Source organism: Paenibacillus vietnamensis, assembly GCF_020169515.1.
GTDB lineage: Bacteria > Bacillota > Bacilli > Paenibacillales > Paenibacillaceae > Pristimantibacillus > Pristimantibacillus vietnamensis.
In genome coordinates this window covers 227,379-243,674 of the sequence record NZ_JAHMHW010000004.1, presented here as the reverse complement: position 1 = coordinate 243,674, position 16,296 = coordinate 227,379, and the positions used below count along the sequence as shown (strand labels likewise).

The 16,296-nt window shown below is 61.2% G+C and carries 10 protein-coding genes; 8 read left to right on the top strand and 2 right to left on the bottom strand.

Going from position 1 to position 16,296, the window contains the following annotated elements; genetic code table 11:
• The first annotated feature begins 36 nt into the window (after window positions 1-36).
• A complete protein-coding gene (gene uca, locus KP806_RS11380) occupies window positions 37-3,672 on the top strand; it encodes an urea carboxylase (protein ID WP_224723719.1) in 3,636 nt (1,211 codons plus the stop codon).
• Window positions 3,669-5,618 (top strand): allophanate hydrolase, encoded by a 1,950-nt coding sequence (locus tag KP806_RS11375; protein WP_224723718.1) that lies wholly within the window; start codon window positions 3,669-3,671, stop codon window positions 5,616-5,618. The genes uca and KP806_RS11375 overlap by 4 nt, the downstream gene beginning before the upstream one ends.
• A 198-nt stretch (window positions 5,619-5,816) precedes the next feature.
• Here the strand turns inward: KP806_RS11375 and KP806_RS11370 are convergent, their stop codons facing one another.
• The gene (locus KP806_RS11370) at window positions 5,817-6,701 is read right to left on the bottom strand and encodes a LysR family transcriptional regulator (RefSeq protein ID WP_224723717.1); all 885 of its coding nucleotides are present in this window, start codon (window positions 6,699-6,701) and stop codon (window positions 5,817-5,819) included.
• A gap of 110 nt (window positions 6,702-6,811) precedes the next feature.
• On the opposite strand from KP806_RS11370, the gene KP806_RS11365 reads away from it, so the two are divergent.
• Window positions 6,812-8,089 carry an adenylosuccinate synthase gene (locus KP806_RS11365; RefSeq protein ID WP_224723716.1) on the top strand — a complete coding sequence of 426 codons (1,278 nt, stop codon included), beginning with the start codon at window positions 6,812-6,814 and terminating at the stop codon, window positions 8,087-8,089.
• A gap of 25 nt (window positions 8,090-8,114) precedes the next feature.
• Here KP806_RS11365 and KP806_RS11360 read toward each other — a convergent pair whose 3' ends face one another.
• Window positions 8,115-8,660: a hypothetical protein gene (locus tag KP806_RS11360; protein ID WP_224723715.1), complete on the bottom strand. Its 546-nt coding sequence runs from the start codon at window positions 8,658-8,660 to the stop codon at window positions 8,115-8,117.
• Window positions 8,661-8,713: 53 nt separating this feature from the next.
• Between KP806_RS11360 and rbsK the strand changes: the two genes are divergently transcribed.
• From rbsK to KP806_RS11335, 5 genes are all read left to right on the top strand, one after another.
• Window positions 8,714-9,661 (top strand): ribokinase, encoded by a 948-nt coding sequence (gene rbsK / locus KP806_RS11355; protein ID WP_318153574.1) that lies wholly within the window; start codon window positions 8,714-8,716, stop codon window positions 9,659-9,661.
• A gap of 109 nt (window positions 9,662-9,770) precedes the next feature.
• Entirely contained in the window at window positions 9,771-10,493 is a 723-nt protein-coding gene (locus KP806_RS11350) for an MBL fold metallo-hydrolase (RefSeq protein ID WP_224723714.1), read from the top strand.
• A 19-nt stretch (window positions 10,494-10,512) separates the two neighbouring features.
• The gene (locus KP806_RS11345) at window positions 10,513-11,082 is read left to right on the top strand and encodes a TetR-like C-terminal domain-containing protein (RefSeq protein ID WP_224723713.1); all 570 of its coding nucleotides are present in this window, start codon (window positions 10,513-10,515) and stop codon (window positions 11,080-11,082) included.
• 272 nt (window positions 11,083-11,354) lie between these two features.
• A complete protein-coding gene (locus tag KP806_RS11340) occupies window positions 11,355-15,230 on the top strand; it encodes a glycosyl hydrolase family 2 protein (RefSeq protein ID WP_224723712.1) in 3,876 nt (1,291 codons plus the stop codon).
• A complete protein-coding gene (locus tag KP806_RS11335; protein WP_224723711.1) occupies window positions 15,227-16,222 on the top strand; it encodes a glycoside hydrolase family protein in 996 nt (331 codons plus the stop codon). Before KP806_RS11340 ends, KP806_RS11335 begins: the two co-directional genes overlap by 4 nt.
• Window positions 16,223-16,296: the final 74 nt, after the last annotated feature.

The following is a 16,296-nucleotide window of genomic DNA, read 5'->3' as shown; positions in this document are numbered from 1 at the left end:
AGGACATATTCATCGGAGAATAGAGGAGAGGGTATTATGTTCACAAAAGTGTTAATCGCAAACCGCGGCGCGATTGCCGTCCGCATCGAGCGCACGCTGCGCAGGCTCGGCATCGCATCGGTTGCCGTCTATACGAAAGCCGACCAGGACAGCAGGCATGTCGATGAAGCGGACGAAGCCGTGCTGATCGGCGAAGGTCCGGCGAAGGAAAGCTACTTGAACGCGGAGCTGATCCTGAAGACGGCGATCGAGACGGGGGCGCAGGCTATCCACCCGGGCTACGGCTTCCTGAGCGAGAATGCGGATTTTGCCCGGGCTTGCCGCGAGCGCGGCATTGTGTTTATCGGTCCGACTCCCGAGCAAATGGAGCTGTTCGGCCTCAAGCATTCGGCGCGCGAAATAGCCGAGCGTGCAGGCGTTCCGCTGCTGCCGGGCACCCCGCTCATTACGGAGCTGGCGGATGCGCTTGACCATGCCCGCCGGATCGGTTATCCGGTCATCCTGAAAAGCACGGCCGGCGGCGGAGGCATCGGGATGCGCGTCTGCGCGGACGAGGAGGCGCTGCGCTCCGCCTATGACGGCGTTAAGCATTTGGCGGAGACCAACTTCAAGAACGGCGGCTTGTTTTTGGAAAAATATATTGCCCGTGCCCGTCACGTCGAGGTGCAAATTTTCGGCAGCGGCAGCGGCGAGGTCGTCACGCTCGGGGAGCGCGACTGCTCGATCCAGCGGCGCAACCAGAAGGTTATCGAGGAAAGCCCGGCGCCGAATTTGACGGACGAGGTGCGCACCGCGATGTTCGAGGCGTCGCGCCGGCTCGCCGAGGAGGCCGGCTACCGAAGCGCGGGGACGGTGGAATATTTGTACGATCCGGAAACGGGCGGCTTCTATTTTCTGGAGGTGAATACGCGGCTGCAGGTCGAGCATGGCGTAACCGAGGAGGTGCTCGGCATCGATCTCGTGGAGTGGATGGTGCGCGAGGCGGCCGGCGAGTTGAAGGATTTACGTTCGCTGGTCAAGGAGCCTTCCGGCCACAGCATACAAGCCCGCATCTATGCGGAGGATTGCCTGCTAGGCTTCCGTCCGAGCGCCGGACAGCTGGATAAGGCCGTATTCTCGGCCGGCGCCCGCAACGAGTCGTGGGTGAGGGACGGCATGACGGTTACGACACTCTACGATCCGATGCTCGCCAAAATTATCGTGCACGGGGCCGACCGCGAGGAGGCGATTCAAAAGCTGATCCGCGCTCTGGAAGAAACGAGAATGTACGGGATTACGACGAATTTGCAATATTTGCAGGCGCTGCTCGCGGATGAGGACGTCGCCGATGGCAGCGTATATACGCAGCTGCTGAACGGCTTTGAGCCGGAAGAACGCGCGATAGAGGTGCTCGACGGCGGGGTGCAGACGACGGTGCAGGACTGGCCGGGCCGGGTCGGGCATTGGGATGTCGGCGTACCTCCTTGCGGGCCGATGGATCCGTATTCGTTCCGGATCGGCAACAAGCTGCTCGGCAACGCCGATGACGCGCCGGGCCTAGAGCTGACGCTGCGCGGAGGGGCGTACAAGTTCCGCAGCGGCGCCTGGTTCTGCGTCACCGGCGCGGATATGCAAGCGGAGCTGGATGGCGGCAGGATCGATCCGTACCGGCCGGTTTATGCGGAGCGGGGCCAGGTGCTGAGCTTCGGAGAAGCTAAGGCGGGGCTTCGTGCCTATTTGCTTGTGGCCGGCGGCTTCGATGTGCCGCGGATACTGGGTAGCGCGTCGACGTTTACGCTCGGCGGCTTCGGTGGACACGGCGGCCGGGCGCTGCGTGCAGGCGACGTGCTCGGAATGAATAAGGGCGCGGAGCCGGAGGTGCCGGCCGCTTTGGCGCCGGGTTTGCGCCCGGTCATAACGAGCGAATGGACGATCGGCGTCATTCCTGGACCTCATTGTACGGGCGAGTTTTTGAAGCCCGAATATTTGGAGCAGCTGGCCGCGACGACGTTCGAGGTGCACTTCAACAGCTCCCGCACGGGCGTTCGACTGATCGGGCCCGCACCGCTCTGGACGCGCGAGGACGGCGGCGAAGCAGGCCTTCACCCGTCGAACATTCACGACAACGCGTACGCAGTCGGTACGCTTGATTTGACCGGAGATATGCCGATTCTGCTCGGCCCGGACGGCCCAAGCCTCGGCGGTTTCGTTTGTCCGGTAACGACGGCGTCGGCGCAGTTCTGGAAAATCGGGCAGCTGCATCCCGGGGATAAAGTGCGCTTTCAGCTTCTTACGCTGGAGGAAGCCGATTCGCTGCGGGAGGAGCAGGAGCGTTATCTCGCGGCAATCGGCGCTCCGGCACGCGAAGGTCTGTCGCTTTCGGACCTTCCGGCCGCAAAAAACTCGATGTCGCCGGAATATCCGCTGCTTGTGCGCGAGACGGAAGGCAGGCGTTTTCCGATCAGCATCCGCTGCAGCGGAGACGAGAACCTGCTCGTCGAATACGGCGAGCTGGAGCTTGATCTGACGCTGCGTTTCCAGGCGCATGCGCTGATGCAGGCGATCGAGCGGTCAGGCTCCATTCCGGTGCTGGATTTGACGCCGGGCATCCGCTCCCTGCAGGTGCATATCGACCGTTCGCGAATTACGGTCGGCGAGGCTTGCAAGCTGATCCTGGAGCTGGACAGCTCGCTGCCGCCGCTGGAGTCGATTAAGGTGCCGTCGCGTATCGTTCGTCTGCCGCTTTCGTGGGACGATCCGGCAACGCAGCTGGCGATTGACCGCTATCAGCAGACGGTCCGTCCCGATGCGCCGTGGTGCCCGAGCAATATCGAATTTATCCGCCGGATTAACGGGCTGGACAGCATCGAGGACGTTCGGAAAATCGTATACGACGCGAACTATTTGGTTCTGGGGCTCGGCGACGTTTATTTGGGGGCGCCGGTAGCGACGCCGGTCGATCCGCGGCACCGGCTCGTGACGACGAAGTATAATCCCGCGCGCACGTGGACCCCGGAGAACGCCGTCGGCATCGGCGGAGCTTACATGTGCGTATACGGAATGGAGGGGCCGGGCGGCTATCAATTTGTCGGCCGCACGATCCAGATGTGGAACAGGCTCCGCAGCACGGAAAGCTTCCAGCCGGGCAAGCCTTGGCTGCTCCGCTTTTTTGACCAGATTCAGTTTTATCCGGTGGAAGCGGAGGAGCTGCTTCGGCTGCGCGAGGATTTTCTGCGCGGACGGTACGAGGCGGACATTACGGAGACGACTTTCGACCTCGGCGAATATTTGGCGTTTTTGGCGTCCATCAAGGACAGTGCGGCGGCGTTCAAGGAGACGCAGCAGGCTGCGTTCCAGGCCGAACGCGAAAGCTGGAAGGCGCTTGGACTTGCAGAATATGCAGCGGAGCCCGAGCCGTCCCGTCCGGAGCAGGAGGAGGAGCTGGCCGAAGGAGCGGCCGCAATCCGGTGCACGATGCCCGGCAGCGTGTGGAAAGTGCTCGTTCAGCCGGGCGAGCGGGTCAAGAAGGGCGATACGCTTATCATTGTAGAGAGCATGAAGATGGAGTTTTCCCAGCAGGCGTCCTGCGACGGCGAGGTTTGCTCGGTAAATGTGGCTCCCGGCGATCAGGTGCATAACGGACAATTGATCGTAAGTATTATGCAGCATAAGGAAACGGAGGCGATCGTATGAGTAAGGCTGGCTTGAAAATGCCGCAGAAGCTGTCGCTGAAATGGCTGCGAACAGGCTACGGGGAGGGAACGGTGACGCCGGAGGACGTAGCCGCTGAAATTGTGAGGCGTTCCGAGGCGGACGCCGGCATGAACGTGTGGATCGAGCCGCCTTCGCTTGAAGGCATGCGCCCTTATCTGGAGCGTCTTCGCTTCCTCGACATGGAGAGCGCCCCGCTTTGGGGCATCCCTTTTGCCGTCAAGGACAATATCGATCTGGCCGGATTTCGGACGACGGCGGGCTGCGCCGAATTCGCTTATACGCCCGTGAACCATGCAAGCGTAGTAGAGCGGCTCGTCGCCGCAGGGGCGATTCCGGTCGGCAAAACGAATCTCGACCAATTCGCCACAGGCCTCGTCGGCACCCGGAGCCCTTACGGGGAGACGCATAACGCTCTGCGCCCGGAGCTGATCAGCGGCGGCTCGAGCTCAGGCTCCGCCGTTGCGGTCGCACGCGGCCATGCGGCATTCTCGCTCGGAACGGATACGGCAGGCTCGGGACGCGTGCCGGCGGCGCTGAACGGGCTCGTCGGCTATAAGCCGAGCCTAGGCGCTTGGCCGGTGAAGGGGGTCGTTCCGGCATGCGAAAGTCTGGACTGCGTGACGGTTTTCGCTCATACGCTGGAGGACGCGCTCGCGGTGGATGCCGTTGCTCGCGGAGCGGATGAGCAGGATCCTTGGTCGCGCGGCGTGCAGCGGCTCTCGGCCGAACGGCCGGCGAAGCTGCTGCTGCCGAAGGGGGAGCCCGGCTTTTACGGCCCGTTCGAAGGAGCTTACCGGACCGCATGGGAGAAGGCAGCCGGCCGGCTGCAGCGGCTCGGCATCGAGGTCGAGGAAGTAGACGTTCAGCTGTTTGCGGATGCGGCCGCGATCTTGTACGGCGGCCCTTGGGTAGCCGAGCGCTGGGCCGGGTTAAGCGGTTTTATCGAGTCGCATCCCGGCACGGCGTTTCCGGTGACGGAGAGCATTCTGCGCTCCGGTGCGGCTGCGGAATACGATGCGGCTTCGGTATTCAAGGCGATGCACAATCTTCAAGCGTATAAGCTGGAAGCGGGCAAGCTGCTCCGGGGAGCCGTGCTCGCGATGCCGACCTGCGGCGGAACCTGGACCCGCGAGCAGGTGAGACGGGAGCCGTACAGCACGAACGGCGATATGGGAAGGTATACGAATCACTGCAATCTGCTGGATTTGTGCGCGGTCGCGGTGCCTGCAGACCCGGCGGAGGAAAGGCTTCCGTTCGGCATCACGCTGTTCGCGCTGGCGGAGAACGAGCATCTGATCACGGGTGCGGCCGCGGCGTTTTTGGGCGGTGCTTTGCCGGCGAAGGATTCGGCAGACGAGCAGTCGTACGCGCCCGCAAACGAACCGGCAAGCATGCCGGCGGATAAACCGGTGGGCGCGCCAGTAAACGGGTCGTCGTACGTGCAAGCTAACGGTCCGGCAAGCATGCCGGAGGATGAGCCGGTTGACGTGCCCGCAGACAAGCCAGCAGATGCGCATGCGATCGTGGCCTTGATCCCGACGGACGCCGCGGTGACGGTGGCCGTTTGCGGGCTGCATATGCGCGGTTATCCGCTTGAGAAACAGATGCTGGGGCTGCAGGCACGATTTGTCGGGGAAGCGAAGTCCGCTCCCCGCTACAAGCTGGTGAAGCTGGCGACGACGCCGGCGAAGCCGGGAATGATCAAGCAGGAGCAGGGCGGCGCTTCCATTGAGCTCGAGCTGTGGGAAATGTCCCCGGCCGCCTTCGGAACGTTTACATCTCTGATTCCGGCGCCCCTCGGCATCGGGAAGATCGAGCTGTCGGACGGACGCGAAGTGTCCGGCTTCGTCTGCGAAGCGTATGCCGCCGCAGGGGCGGAGGATATTACCGCTTACGGCGGCTGGCGTTATATTCCTGAAGCCTGATCGATGAAACAATTCATTTCGTTTGGTCAAGGTTAAGTTGTTCTCGCGAACATTTCTATCGCTCTTCTCGGCAGGGCCGCTAGTTTTGGCGGAATTGCGATAGTTTCTATCGTTATTACGGCTCTGCGGCGTAATGAAGAGGCGGTTGCGAAACCCGCCGTAACACATCCAAAGTGAATGAAGGTTCACGCAGGTTGCTCAAGGAAGCAGCTCCGCGAACTGCTTGGCGGCCGCGGACAAAGGGGCGCCGCGGAGCGTTGCGATGCCGATGCTTCGCGAAGGTATAGGCGGGTGCAGCGGGATTTCGACCAGCTCTCCGGCTGCCAGCTCGTCCGCAGCGTAGCTGCGGATAAGGAAAGCGAGCCCGAAGCCGCTTCTCGCAAACTGCGCAAGCAGGTCGGTGCTGCCAAGCTCCAGCTCCGGGGACAGCTTCGCGCCGTGCGCATCGGCATATTCGTCGAGAAAGCGGCGCGTGCTGCTTCCCCGTTCCAGCAGCAGCAGCGGATGCTTGTGCAGCTCCTCCAGCTTCAGCCCTTGCCTCGCGGCTTCGCTGTCCGCATAGGCTTTTCCACCGACGAGGCAGTCCTGCAGCGGCATGCTCTCGCGAAAGCTGACGAGGCTGTCGGACGCCGGCAGATGAACGATGCCCAGATCGATTTTGCCGTCCTTGAGCAGGGCGACCGTTTCCGGTGTCGTCCGGTTCGTCACTCGAATCCGGATGCCGGGATAACCGGCATGAAACCGCTCCAGATAGGGCATCAAAAAATGCTTGCAAAGCGTATCGCTGGCGCCGATATTGATCTCGCCGCTGAGCAGGCTGTGCATTTCCGCGATTCTCCGCTCGCCGACCTCCATGAAGCTGAACGCCTGCTCGATATAACGGTAGAGCACCTGTCCCTCCGTCGTCAAAGTGACCCCCTTCACGCTGCGCAGAAACAAGGGCCCTCCCAATTTCGCCTCAAGCTGCTTGATCGTATGGCTGACGGCTGGCTGCGTGATGTACAGCTGCTCCGCCGCCCGCGACAGGCTGCCGGTTTTGGCCGTCCAATAAAAGACGCGGTACCATTCCAGATTGGCTTGCATAACCATTACCTCATTTTATATTAGATATTAGAAATATCAATTTTTCTAATGTTGCTGAGCTTATTATAATAAACCGTGCAAGGCGATGACAAGATCGGAGGCGGTTTGGCATGACGGTGACGGCAATCGTCGGGGCAACCTGGGGAGACGAAGGAAAGGGCAAAATGACGGATGCGCTGGCGGCGCAATCGAGGTATGTCGTACGGTTTCAGGGAGGCAGCAACGCGGGGCATACGATCATCAACGAATACGGAAAATTTGCGCTGAGCATGCTTCCGTCCGGCGTTTTTTATCCGGAGGTAACGAACGTGATCGGACCGGGCGCGGCGCTCGATATCGAGTCGCTCCTGCGCGAGAAGGAGGCGCTGGCAGCCGGGGGCGTGCCGGCGTTTGCCCTTCGGATTTCGCAGCGGGCGCAAATCGTCCTTCCGGTTCACCGGCTGTTCGACGAGCTCGAGGAGCGGAGGCTGGGCGACAGCCGCTTCGGCTCGACCAAGCGGGGAATCGCCCCGTTTTATGCGGACAAATATGCAAAGCTCGGCATTCAGGCGGCGGATCTGGAAGACGGTCAAAGGCTGCTTCTTAAGCTGGAGCAATCGCTCGCAGCCAAAAACGTGCTCCTTCAACATTTATACGGATGCGAGCCGCTTGACGCCAAAGCGCTGCTCCCGGAGCTGCTCAAGCTGGGACAGCGGATTAAGCCGTACGTATGCGATACGACCAGGCTGCTTCAGGACGCTTGCCGCAGCGGCGAGCCGATTTTGCTGGAGGGACAGCTTGGAGCTCTGCGGGATCCGGATCACGGGATCTATCCTTATTCAACCTCGTCATCGACGCTGGCAGGCTTCGCTCCGGTCGGCGCCGGCGTTCCGCCCTATGCAATCACTCGCATTATCGCGGTCGTGAAAGCCTATTCGACCTGCGTCGGGGCCGGCCCTTTTCCTGCAGAGCTGGCAGGAGCGGAAGCCGACGAGCTGCGCCGCAGGGGCGGAGATGCCGGGGAGTTCGGCGTCGTGACCGGCCGTCCGCGGCGGGTTGGATGGTTTGATGCGGCAGCCGTCCGCTACGGCTGCAGGCTCCAAGGGGCGACGGAAATCGCACTGACGAATTTGGATGTGCTCGGCTATCTCGATGAAATACCGGTATGTACGGGATACGAGCTGGACGGGACAATAACCGGCGATTTTCCGGTAACCGCTCGGCTGGCCGAAGCGAAGCCGGTACTGCGCCGTCTGCCGGGCTGGAGGTGCGATCTGTCCGGAATCCGCGAGTTCGGCGAGCTCCCGCATGCGGCGAAGGAGTATGTCCGGTTTGTCGAAGCGGAGACGGGCGTGAAGGTGTCGAGCGTGTCGGTCGGTCCGAGACGGGAGCAGCTGATCCGGCTGTAAGGTGAACGAGGAAGAAGCAGCCCGGTCAGCGGACTGCTTCTTTTTCTTTGCGCGGCCAAAACGTATAGCTGAAGCTGATCAAAAAGTCGATGCCGACAATGAGAGACCACAGCCGCATAGTGCCTAATAGAGCTTCGGTTCGCGCCGCTTCGCCGGTCATGGCGATCATCCCGTACAAAATGGCGGAGCCGACCGCGAATGCGAGCAGGTGATGGAGCCAGGCGATCCGTTCGTGACGAGCATGCGCCTTACCGCTCTTCGGTTTTCCGGCCGGGGCGGGACCTCCTGCGAACCGGAAGGCGAAGCGCTCGTCCGCCCATTTGATCATCCGGTGGCCAAAGGCAACCGAAACGCCGATGTAGACGGCAGCGATGCCGTGCGCCATGGTCGCTTCGGCTCCTCCGCGCAAATCGTATGCCGCGGCGATAAGCAGGGCGAGATCGATCAGAGGCGTACAGATGAGCAGAAAAGCTCCGAGCTTTTTCCATCTTAATAAATAGCGGGCTGCCAAGCCGGCAATGACGAACAGCCAAAACCCGACTTCGCAAGCGATAATAAATGCGGTGATCATGTGTTCTTCGGCTCCTTCTGATAAAATGAGGGCATACCGTAAGGGTCCAGCCAATGGAAGAAAGGAATGTGCTTATGATGAAAAAGCTGCTCGTCGTCGGAAGCATCAATATGGATATTGTGAGCAATGTCGACCGGTTTCCGCTGCCGGGTGAAACGATTCACAGCGGCGAGGCGTTATTTTTCCCCGGGGGAAAAGGGGCCAATCAGGCCGTTGCGGCCGCGCGCGCAGGCGCCGGATGCGCGATGGTCGGTGCGGTGGGGACAGATCCGTTCGGCGACAAGCTGGTGCGAGGGCTGGAAGAGGATGGGATCTCCACAAATTTAATATTACGGAAGGAAGGCAGCTCCGGTTTCGCAATTATTACGGTTAACGGCGAAGGCGAAAATACGATCGTGCTGTCGCCGGGAGCGAACGGCCTGCTTACGGCCGGCGACGCGGCGGCCGCGATACCCGACTGGTCCGGCCTGCATGCGGTGCTGCTTCAGAACGAAATCCCGTGGGACACGACATGCTCGGTCATCCGCAGCGCGAGCGCCGGCGGTGCGCGCGTATTTTTTAATCCCGCCCCGGCCAGGGAGCTGCCGGACGAGCTCCTCTCCCGGATCGACACGCTAATCCTGAATGAGACCGAAGCGGCCGCCGTCTCCGGAACGGCGGTGAACGATATCGAATCCGCGCAGGCCGCCGCAGAGCGGATTATCGCCAAAGGGACGAATACCGTCATCGTGACATTAGGCGAGCAAGGCTGCTTCTGCCGAACCTCGAACGGCCGTGCGTTCCGGGTCCCTGCGTTCAAGGTAAAGCCGGTCGATACGACGGCTGCCGGCGATACGTTTTTCGGCGCCTATGCAGCGGCGGAGGCAAGCGGTCTCGGACTGCGGGAGGCGCTCGAATTTGCCGCGGCCGCCGCAGCGCTCGCGGTGACTAAAGCGGGAGCCCAGGCGTCCATACCGGCCAAAGCCGAGATTGAAGCCTTTTTGCGAAAGCTGGAGCCATAGGGGGAATGCCGGCCCCGCCTCCCGGAACGGAAAATAGGCTTGCAAAAACTAATACCATTAGTTTATCATAAAACTAATGTCATTAGTTTTTAAGAGGGGGCCGATTTTAATGAGATTTGTCCGCGAGAAAACGATCGTCCAGCTGACTTATTTGCCGAAGCTGTTTCCCGTTAATTGTTATCTGGTCGAGGAGAAGGACAGCTTGACGCTGGTAGACGCCGCTATGCCTAACAACGCCAAAGCGATTTTGCAGGCTGCCGAGCAGATCGGGAAGCCGATTGCGCGCATCGTGCTGACGCATGCCCATGCCGACCATATCGGCGCGGTCGACGGCTTGAAGGCGCTGCTGCCGGAAGCGCGCCTGTTCATATCCGGCCGCGAGGCAAGGCTGCTCGCCGGCGACGTCTCACTGGCCGCGGGGGAGCCGGATGCTCCGATCCGCGGCGGCGTGCCGAAGCCGGGCGCCATGGCGTCGAAGCCCGACGAGCTGCTGCAGGGAGGCGAGCGGATCGGCTCCTTGCTTGCTGTTCCGGCTCCCGGGCATACGCCGGGCTCGATGGCTTTTATCGATACGCGGAGCGATGCGCTAATTGCCGGCGATGCCTTCCAGACGAGGGGCGGGGTCGCCGTAGCCGGCCAGATGAAGCTGCTGTTCCCGTTTCCGGCGATGGCGACCTGGCATAAGCAGACGAGCATCGACACGGCCCGGAAGCTATCCGCTCTAAAGGCGTCGCTTCTGGCGACAGGCCATGGCGAGATGGCGGCCCATCCGCAGCGTCTCCTTGACGAGGCGATCGCGAATGCGGAAAGGGCGCTGGCCAAAGCCAAATAAGAAAGGAGGTGCAGCGCTCATGTCTCCGAGAAAAGGACTGGATTTGCCGGCCATCGTGGAAGCGGCCGCCGAAATCGCCGATGCATCCGGCTTCGAGGAAGTGACGCTCGCTTCGCTTGCCCAGAAGCTCGGCGTCCGTTCCCCTTCCTTATATAATCACGTAAACGGCCTGCCCGAGCTTCGCGTCCGGCTTGCCGTTCACGGCTTGAAGAAGCTGAACGAAGCGATCTCGGCGGCGTTAGACGGCAAAACCGGGGACGAAGCGATGCACGCCGTCGCCGCGGCTTACCTCTCATTTGCGAGATCGCATCCGGGGCTGTACGCGCTGACGCTGCGTGCGCCTTGCGCGGAGCATACGGAATACGCGGAAGCGGCGAGCGCGCTGGTCGATCTGCTTGTTCGGACGCTTCGCTATTATAACTTGGATGAGGAACAGGCGATTCATGTCGTCAGAGGACTCCGGAGCTATTTGCACGGCTTCGCCCATATCGAGAGCCAGGGAGGATTCGGCCTGCCTCACGCCGTCGACGAAAGCATGGAAATCGTCATGCAAATTTATTTGAACGGACTGCGCCAGTATAAAGCCTAACAAAATAACGAATGGACGAGCGGCCTGCTGACATATGGCAGACTTCCCGCCCTTGCACGACCGATTGACAAGCCTTATGGATGAAGCTTGCCGGGCGGTCGTGTTTTTTTGTGCGCCTGCTGACAGACAGCCCTATAAAAATGATTGCATTAGCCTATAAACGCACCTCCGAAACCGTGTAAAGTGGTTGTCAAACAAGCTTCCGGAAGAAGGAAGCAAAGCCGGATTCGTTTGCCAAAAACGAGAGATGGCAACGAGGGGAGAGGACAAGCATGGTTACGGGCCTGGCGCAATTGCGCGGTCGTTTTGCCGAGCCGGATCCGCATTACGGACCGGTGCCGTTCTGGTGGTGGAGCGGCGAGGAAGTGACGGAAGAAAGAATACGCTGGCAGCTTCGGAAATTCCGGGAGGGCGGCCTCCGCAATATCGGCATTATCCATCTGGCCCCGACCGGACCGCAATACGGCTCCTGCGGCGACCGTCCCGTCTTCATGAGCGAGGAATGGTGGACGCTGTTCGAGGTTGCGCTCAGGGAAGCCGAGCGGCTGGGGATGAGGCTGTGGTTTTACGATCAAATCGGGTTCTCCGGCGCCAACGAGCTCGCGCGACTTGTGGCTGAAAATCCGGAACATGCCGGATATCAGCTGCGCAGATACCTTTTATCGGAACAATTGCCTTCCGGCTCGCAGCTCTTGCTGGAGACGGAGGAATATCGATATGCCGCCGTCCGCCAAGGCTTTAACTGGCTGGATCCGCGGGCGTCGGCCGCCATTTTGGACCGGGTGCACGGCGAGCTCGAAAGACGCTTTCCGGACGACCTGGGACGGACGATCGCGGGCAGCTTTCAGGACGAGCTTCCGCCGCTGCCTCTCTGGTCGCCCGATGTTCCGCTCATTTACAGCGAACGTTACGGCGGCAATTTGTTGGATGCGCTTCCAGCGATGTTCGACGATATTCCCGGCGCGGCAGACGTTCGGCGCCGCGTCTATGCGATCGCGGCGGAGCTTGCCGAACGCGCTTTTTTCATTCCGCTTGGGGATTGGCACCGGAAATACGGCATGCTAATCGGCTGCGATCAAGCCGGTCCGGCGCGCAGAGTCGACGTTCACGGCGCGCAGCGGCTGTATCTCGACTATTTTCGGACGCATCGCTGGTACAATTCGCCCGGCGCGGATATGGACGGCGATTTGAAAGCCCATTCCTCTATCGTCCATCTGAACGGCGGATCCCGCGTATGGCTGGAAGCCTTCCATTCCAGCGGCTGGGGAGGAACGATCGAGGAGACGATGCATTGGCTCGTGCCGTGGCTGCAGACGGGCGTAACGCTGTTCAGCCCGCATGCCGTTTATTATTCCACCCGCGGCGGCTGGTGGGAATGGGCGCCACCGGATACGGGCTGGCGCCAGCCGTACTTTGAGCATTACGGCGTGTTCGCGGATACGGTCAGCCGGGTTTGCCGCCTGCTGAGCGAAGGGACCCATGTGGCCGATATCGCCGTTCATTATCCGTCATACGCAGCGGTAGGTTATTTGTCGCTTGACGATGTGAAGCCGCGCGAGCATCCGATGGGAGCTTCGAACCGGGATCCGAACGAGCGGATTACGCAGCTGCGGAAGGCGTACTGGAATGTAGCGGGAACCACTCACCGAAAGGATACCGAAACGTATGAGGGCACGCTGCGCTGCCGGGGGCTCGACTTCGACGTCGTGGACGATTCCGCGCTGGAAAGAAGCGGAGTGCGTGACGGGAAGCTCGAAATTGCGGGCGAGCGGTTCCAGGTGCTGGTGCTTTGCGGAACCGCCGTATTGAATGCCCCTGCGCTTGCGAAGGTGCAAGCCATGGCGAAGCAGGGCGGGCTGGTCGTCGGGGTGGATGTGCCGGAGGATGAACGCAGCATGCTTCCGGGCGTCGTGTTTGTCAGTACCGCGGAGGAAGCGGCCGCCCTCATCGAGGAGAAGCTGGACAAAAGGGTCGAAGGTCCCGGCCAATCGCTTCACCGGCGTACGGACGAGGCGGATATCTTCCTCCTGCTGCCGGAGAACGGCGCTCTGCTTCGGATGCACGAGCCTGCAGGAGAGTCCGCCAAGCCGCTTCCGGCTGCCGTTTACCGGCTGCGGACGGCAGGCGTTCCGGAGCTGTGGGATCCGGTAAGCGGCCGGACCGAGCCCGTTGCTTACACGCGCGAAGGCGAATGGATTCGCGTGGAGGCGGTCTTCGACCATTGGCCGGCCGCGCTGATCGTCTGTGCGAACGAATTGGATGCGTACGCACCAAGTCCGGCTATCCCGGCCGCGGGAAGAGAGCGCTTTCCCGCCGATCCGGGCGAATGGACGGCAGGCGGCGGAGAGATCCGGACGCTGGACGATTGGCGCGTACGGGTCGAAGCGACGCTGGACAACCGGTACGGCGATTTCGACCTGCATAACGACCAGCGGGGCATAATGCCGCCCGAGCGGCGCATCATGCAGGTCCGTACGGAGCGGTCAGGCGAAGACGGGATAGCGGAAGGCTGGCATAAGCCGGAGATGCCGGAAGCGGACTGGGAAGAGCGGCTGTGGAGCGAATCCGCCTATTGGCATGTTCATAAGGGGGAGGCGTTCGATGCGGGCAAAGCGAAACCTCTCGTCTACAGCACGGTGTTCGGAGATTTGGCGTTCCGGTCCTGGGCCGGCCGGATGGGCCGCGTGCCGCGCAGGTTTTTGCATCTGGGCGAAGCGGCGAAGGGCGAGCATGTATGGGCCGTCACAAACGCCGTTGCCCCGAAGGAGGGGCAGTACTGGATCAGGACGGAAAGCAATGCCGAGCTGATCGGCTGGGTGAACGGAAAACCCGTCGAATTCAGCGGCGGTCCCGAAGAGAAGACCGCTTCGGTTTGGCTCGCCGAAGGTCAGAATAAGGTCGTGCTTCGCGCGGAATCCAGAAAGGACGGCATGCAGAGGGCCGGAATCGAGATCAACGAATCGGCTGCGGAGCCGCTGCCGAAATGGATTTATGCCGGGCAGCCGAATTCCGAATCAAGCTTGAGCAAGCTGCTGGCAGCTCCGGAGGACCGTCCGGTGAAGCGCATTCGCCTTGTTTTCGCCGCAAAGGGAAGGGCGGTGCTGCAGGTGAACGGCGTCTCCGTCACCGAGCACGGGGATTTTAATCCGTACATTCGCCAGGGCCAGGAAGAGGTCGATATTACCGCCTATTGGCGCGAAGGCCGGAACGAAATCAGGTTCCTGCTGCCCGAAGGCAAAGGCGAGGTGTTCGCGGACGGACGAATCGAGCTGCTGGACGGAACGGCGATTCCGTTCTGCACCGGTCCGGACTGGCTGGATGAACAGGGGCAGCCTTCGCTGGCGCTTCACGCGGGAGTGCTGCAGTTTGCCGAGACGGAATCGCTCTGGATCAACGATCGTCCTCATCCGCTTCCGGATGTGGGGTGGCTCATGCCCGGCTCGGCGCCTCAAGTGCCGCCCGTCCCGTTTGTCCTTGACATTGACGCGATCGGACGGCCGGTCTGGCTGAGGTTCCCTCTGCCGGCAGGCGCGCATCGGCTGCGTCTGGAGACTAAGGGCAAGGTACGGCTGTGGATCGGAGGACAAGAGGTGCCGTTTGCGGGCGGCGGCTCCGAATTCGCTCCGCAGGATGCGGGCACGATAGCCGCCGTACGGATCGAACCCGACGGCGCCTATACGGAAGCCGCGGTCTTGAGCGCTCCGGTGCGGTTCGAGATCGTTCCCCACCGCGGGCAGCTGGGCGACTGGCGAACGGCGCTGCATTTGCCGCATCACAGCGGAGCCGTGGAATACGAAACCAGGCTGGAACTGGCGGAGGAAAGCGCAGTTACGCTTGATCTGGGCCATGTCCGGGGAACGGCCGAGGTCTGGGTAGACGGAGCGCCGGCCGGTATCCGTGTGTGGAGGCCTTATCGCTACGCGATCGGGACGATGCCTGCCGGCTCGCACAAGCTGCGCATCCGCGTCACGAATACGCTTGGCACGCACTACGAGCACGGACGTCCGACGAGCCTCGTCGGCGCGAATCCGGCCGTCACTTATTGGGACAGGACGCACCGTCCGGAATGGCAGGCTTCTTTTCCGACAGGCGGCTTATACGGTCCCGTGCGCGCATCGATTACAAAACCGGGGGAGAGCAGCAAATGAATATCGATAACTGGTTAACGCCTTATAAATGGGGCAAGCCCGTCCTTGTCGGCTCCGGCGAGAAAGGCGCCTTCGATTATCATGCGGTTGATTGCCCATTCGTGTTCCGTCACCGCGGCCGCTTCTATATGATGTACGTCGGCTTCGACGGGGCCGGCTATCAGACGGCGCTTGCGGTCAGCGACGACCTGCTGAACTTTGAGCCTCTGTCGACGATATTGCGCCGTAACGAAGGCTCGGACTGGGATTCGAGAAACGTGGCGGGAACCTGGCTGCTGCGGGATAACGATATGTACGGTCCCGGCACGTTGAAGAAATGGAACGGCAAGTATTGGCTTGCTTATCATTCCTATCCGGGGGACGGCTACGAGGAAGGCTCCGCCAAAATCGGTCTTGCGTGGACGGAAGACGAAAACCTGCTCGAATGGCACCGCCTGCCGGAGCCGATTCTGACGCCTGAGGAAGGGGAAGAGTGGGAGCGAGGGGGGCTCTATAAGGAGTGCCTGCTGGAGCACGAAGGAACCTTCTATCTGTTCTATAACGCCAAAAACAAAAACCGCGGCCGCTGGATCGAGCAGACCGGACTTGCAACTTCGCAGGATTTGATCCGCTGGACGAGGCATAAGGACAATCCGGTCATCCGCGTCACGCCGGAAGCCTGGGACAGCGGCTTCGTCAGTGACCCTTGCGTGCTCCGGGACGGAGACCGCTGGGCCATGTTCTACTTCGGCTTCGATTACAAGAAGGCGCAGGAGGGAATCGCCTATTCCGACGATCTCCTGAATTGGACGAAGCATCCCGAGCCGATCATTGCGGTCGGCGATCCGGGCGAGCTTGACGAAAGCTATGCTCATAAACCTTCCGTTATCGCTCATGACGGCGTTTTATATCACTTTTATACGGCATGCAGAAAGCCGCAGGAAGGCGATAGAACCTGCAATTTTTTCCCCGAATACCGGACGATAGCCGTCGCGGCCTCGCGAAAGCTTTGACCGGGCCCGGCTTCTTGCCGGCGGGCCTGACCGGCGTTTGAAGCAATGAAGCGGCCGCTTCCGGGCGGTCATAA

Coding starts and splice junctions, on each gene's coding strand:
- uca (WP_224723719.1), top strand. CDS start 37: ATGTTCACAAAAGTGTTAATCGCAAACCGCGGCGCGATTGCCGTCCGC.
- KP806_RS11375 (WP_224723718.1), top strand. CDS start 3,669: ATGAGTAAGGCTGGCTTGAAAATGCCGCAGAAGCTGTCGCTGAAATGG.
- KP806_RS11370 (WP_224723717.1), bottom strand. CDS start 6,701: ATGCAAGCCAATCTGGAATGGTACCGCGTCTTTTATTGGACGGCCAAA.
- KP806_RS11365 (WP_224723716.1), top strand. CDS start 6,812: ATGACGGTGACGGCAATCGTCGGGGCAACCTGGGGAGACGAAGGAAAG.
- KP806_RS11360 (WP_224723715.1), bottom strand. CDS start 8,660: ATGATCACCGCATTTATTATCGCTTGCGAAGTCGGGTTTTGGCTGTTC.
- rbsK (WP_318153574.1), top strand. CDS start 8,714: ATGGAAGAAAGGAATGTGCTTATGATGAAAAAGCTGCTCGTCGTCGGA.
- KP806_RS11350 (WP_224723714.1), top strand. CDS start 9,771: ATGAGATTTGTCCGCGAGAAAACGATCGTCCAGCTGACTTATTTGCCG.
- KP806_RS11345 (WP_224723713.1), top strand. CDS start 10,513: ATGTCTCCGAGAAAAGGACTGGATTTGCCGGCCATCGTGGAAGCGGCC.
- KP806_RS11340 (WP_224723712.1), top strand. CDS start 11,355: ATGGTTACGGGCCTGGCGCAATTGCGCGGTCGTTTTGCCGAGCCGGAT.
- KP806_RS11335 (WP_224723711.1), top strand. CDS start 15,227: ATGAATATCGATAACTGGTTAACGCCTTATAAATGGGGCAAGCCCGTC.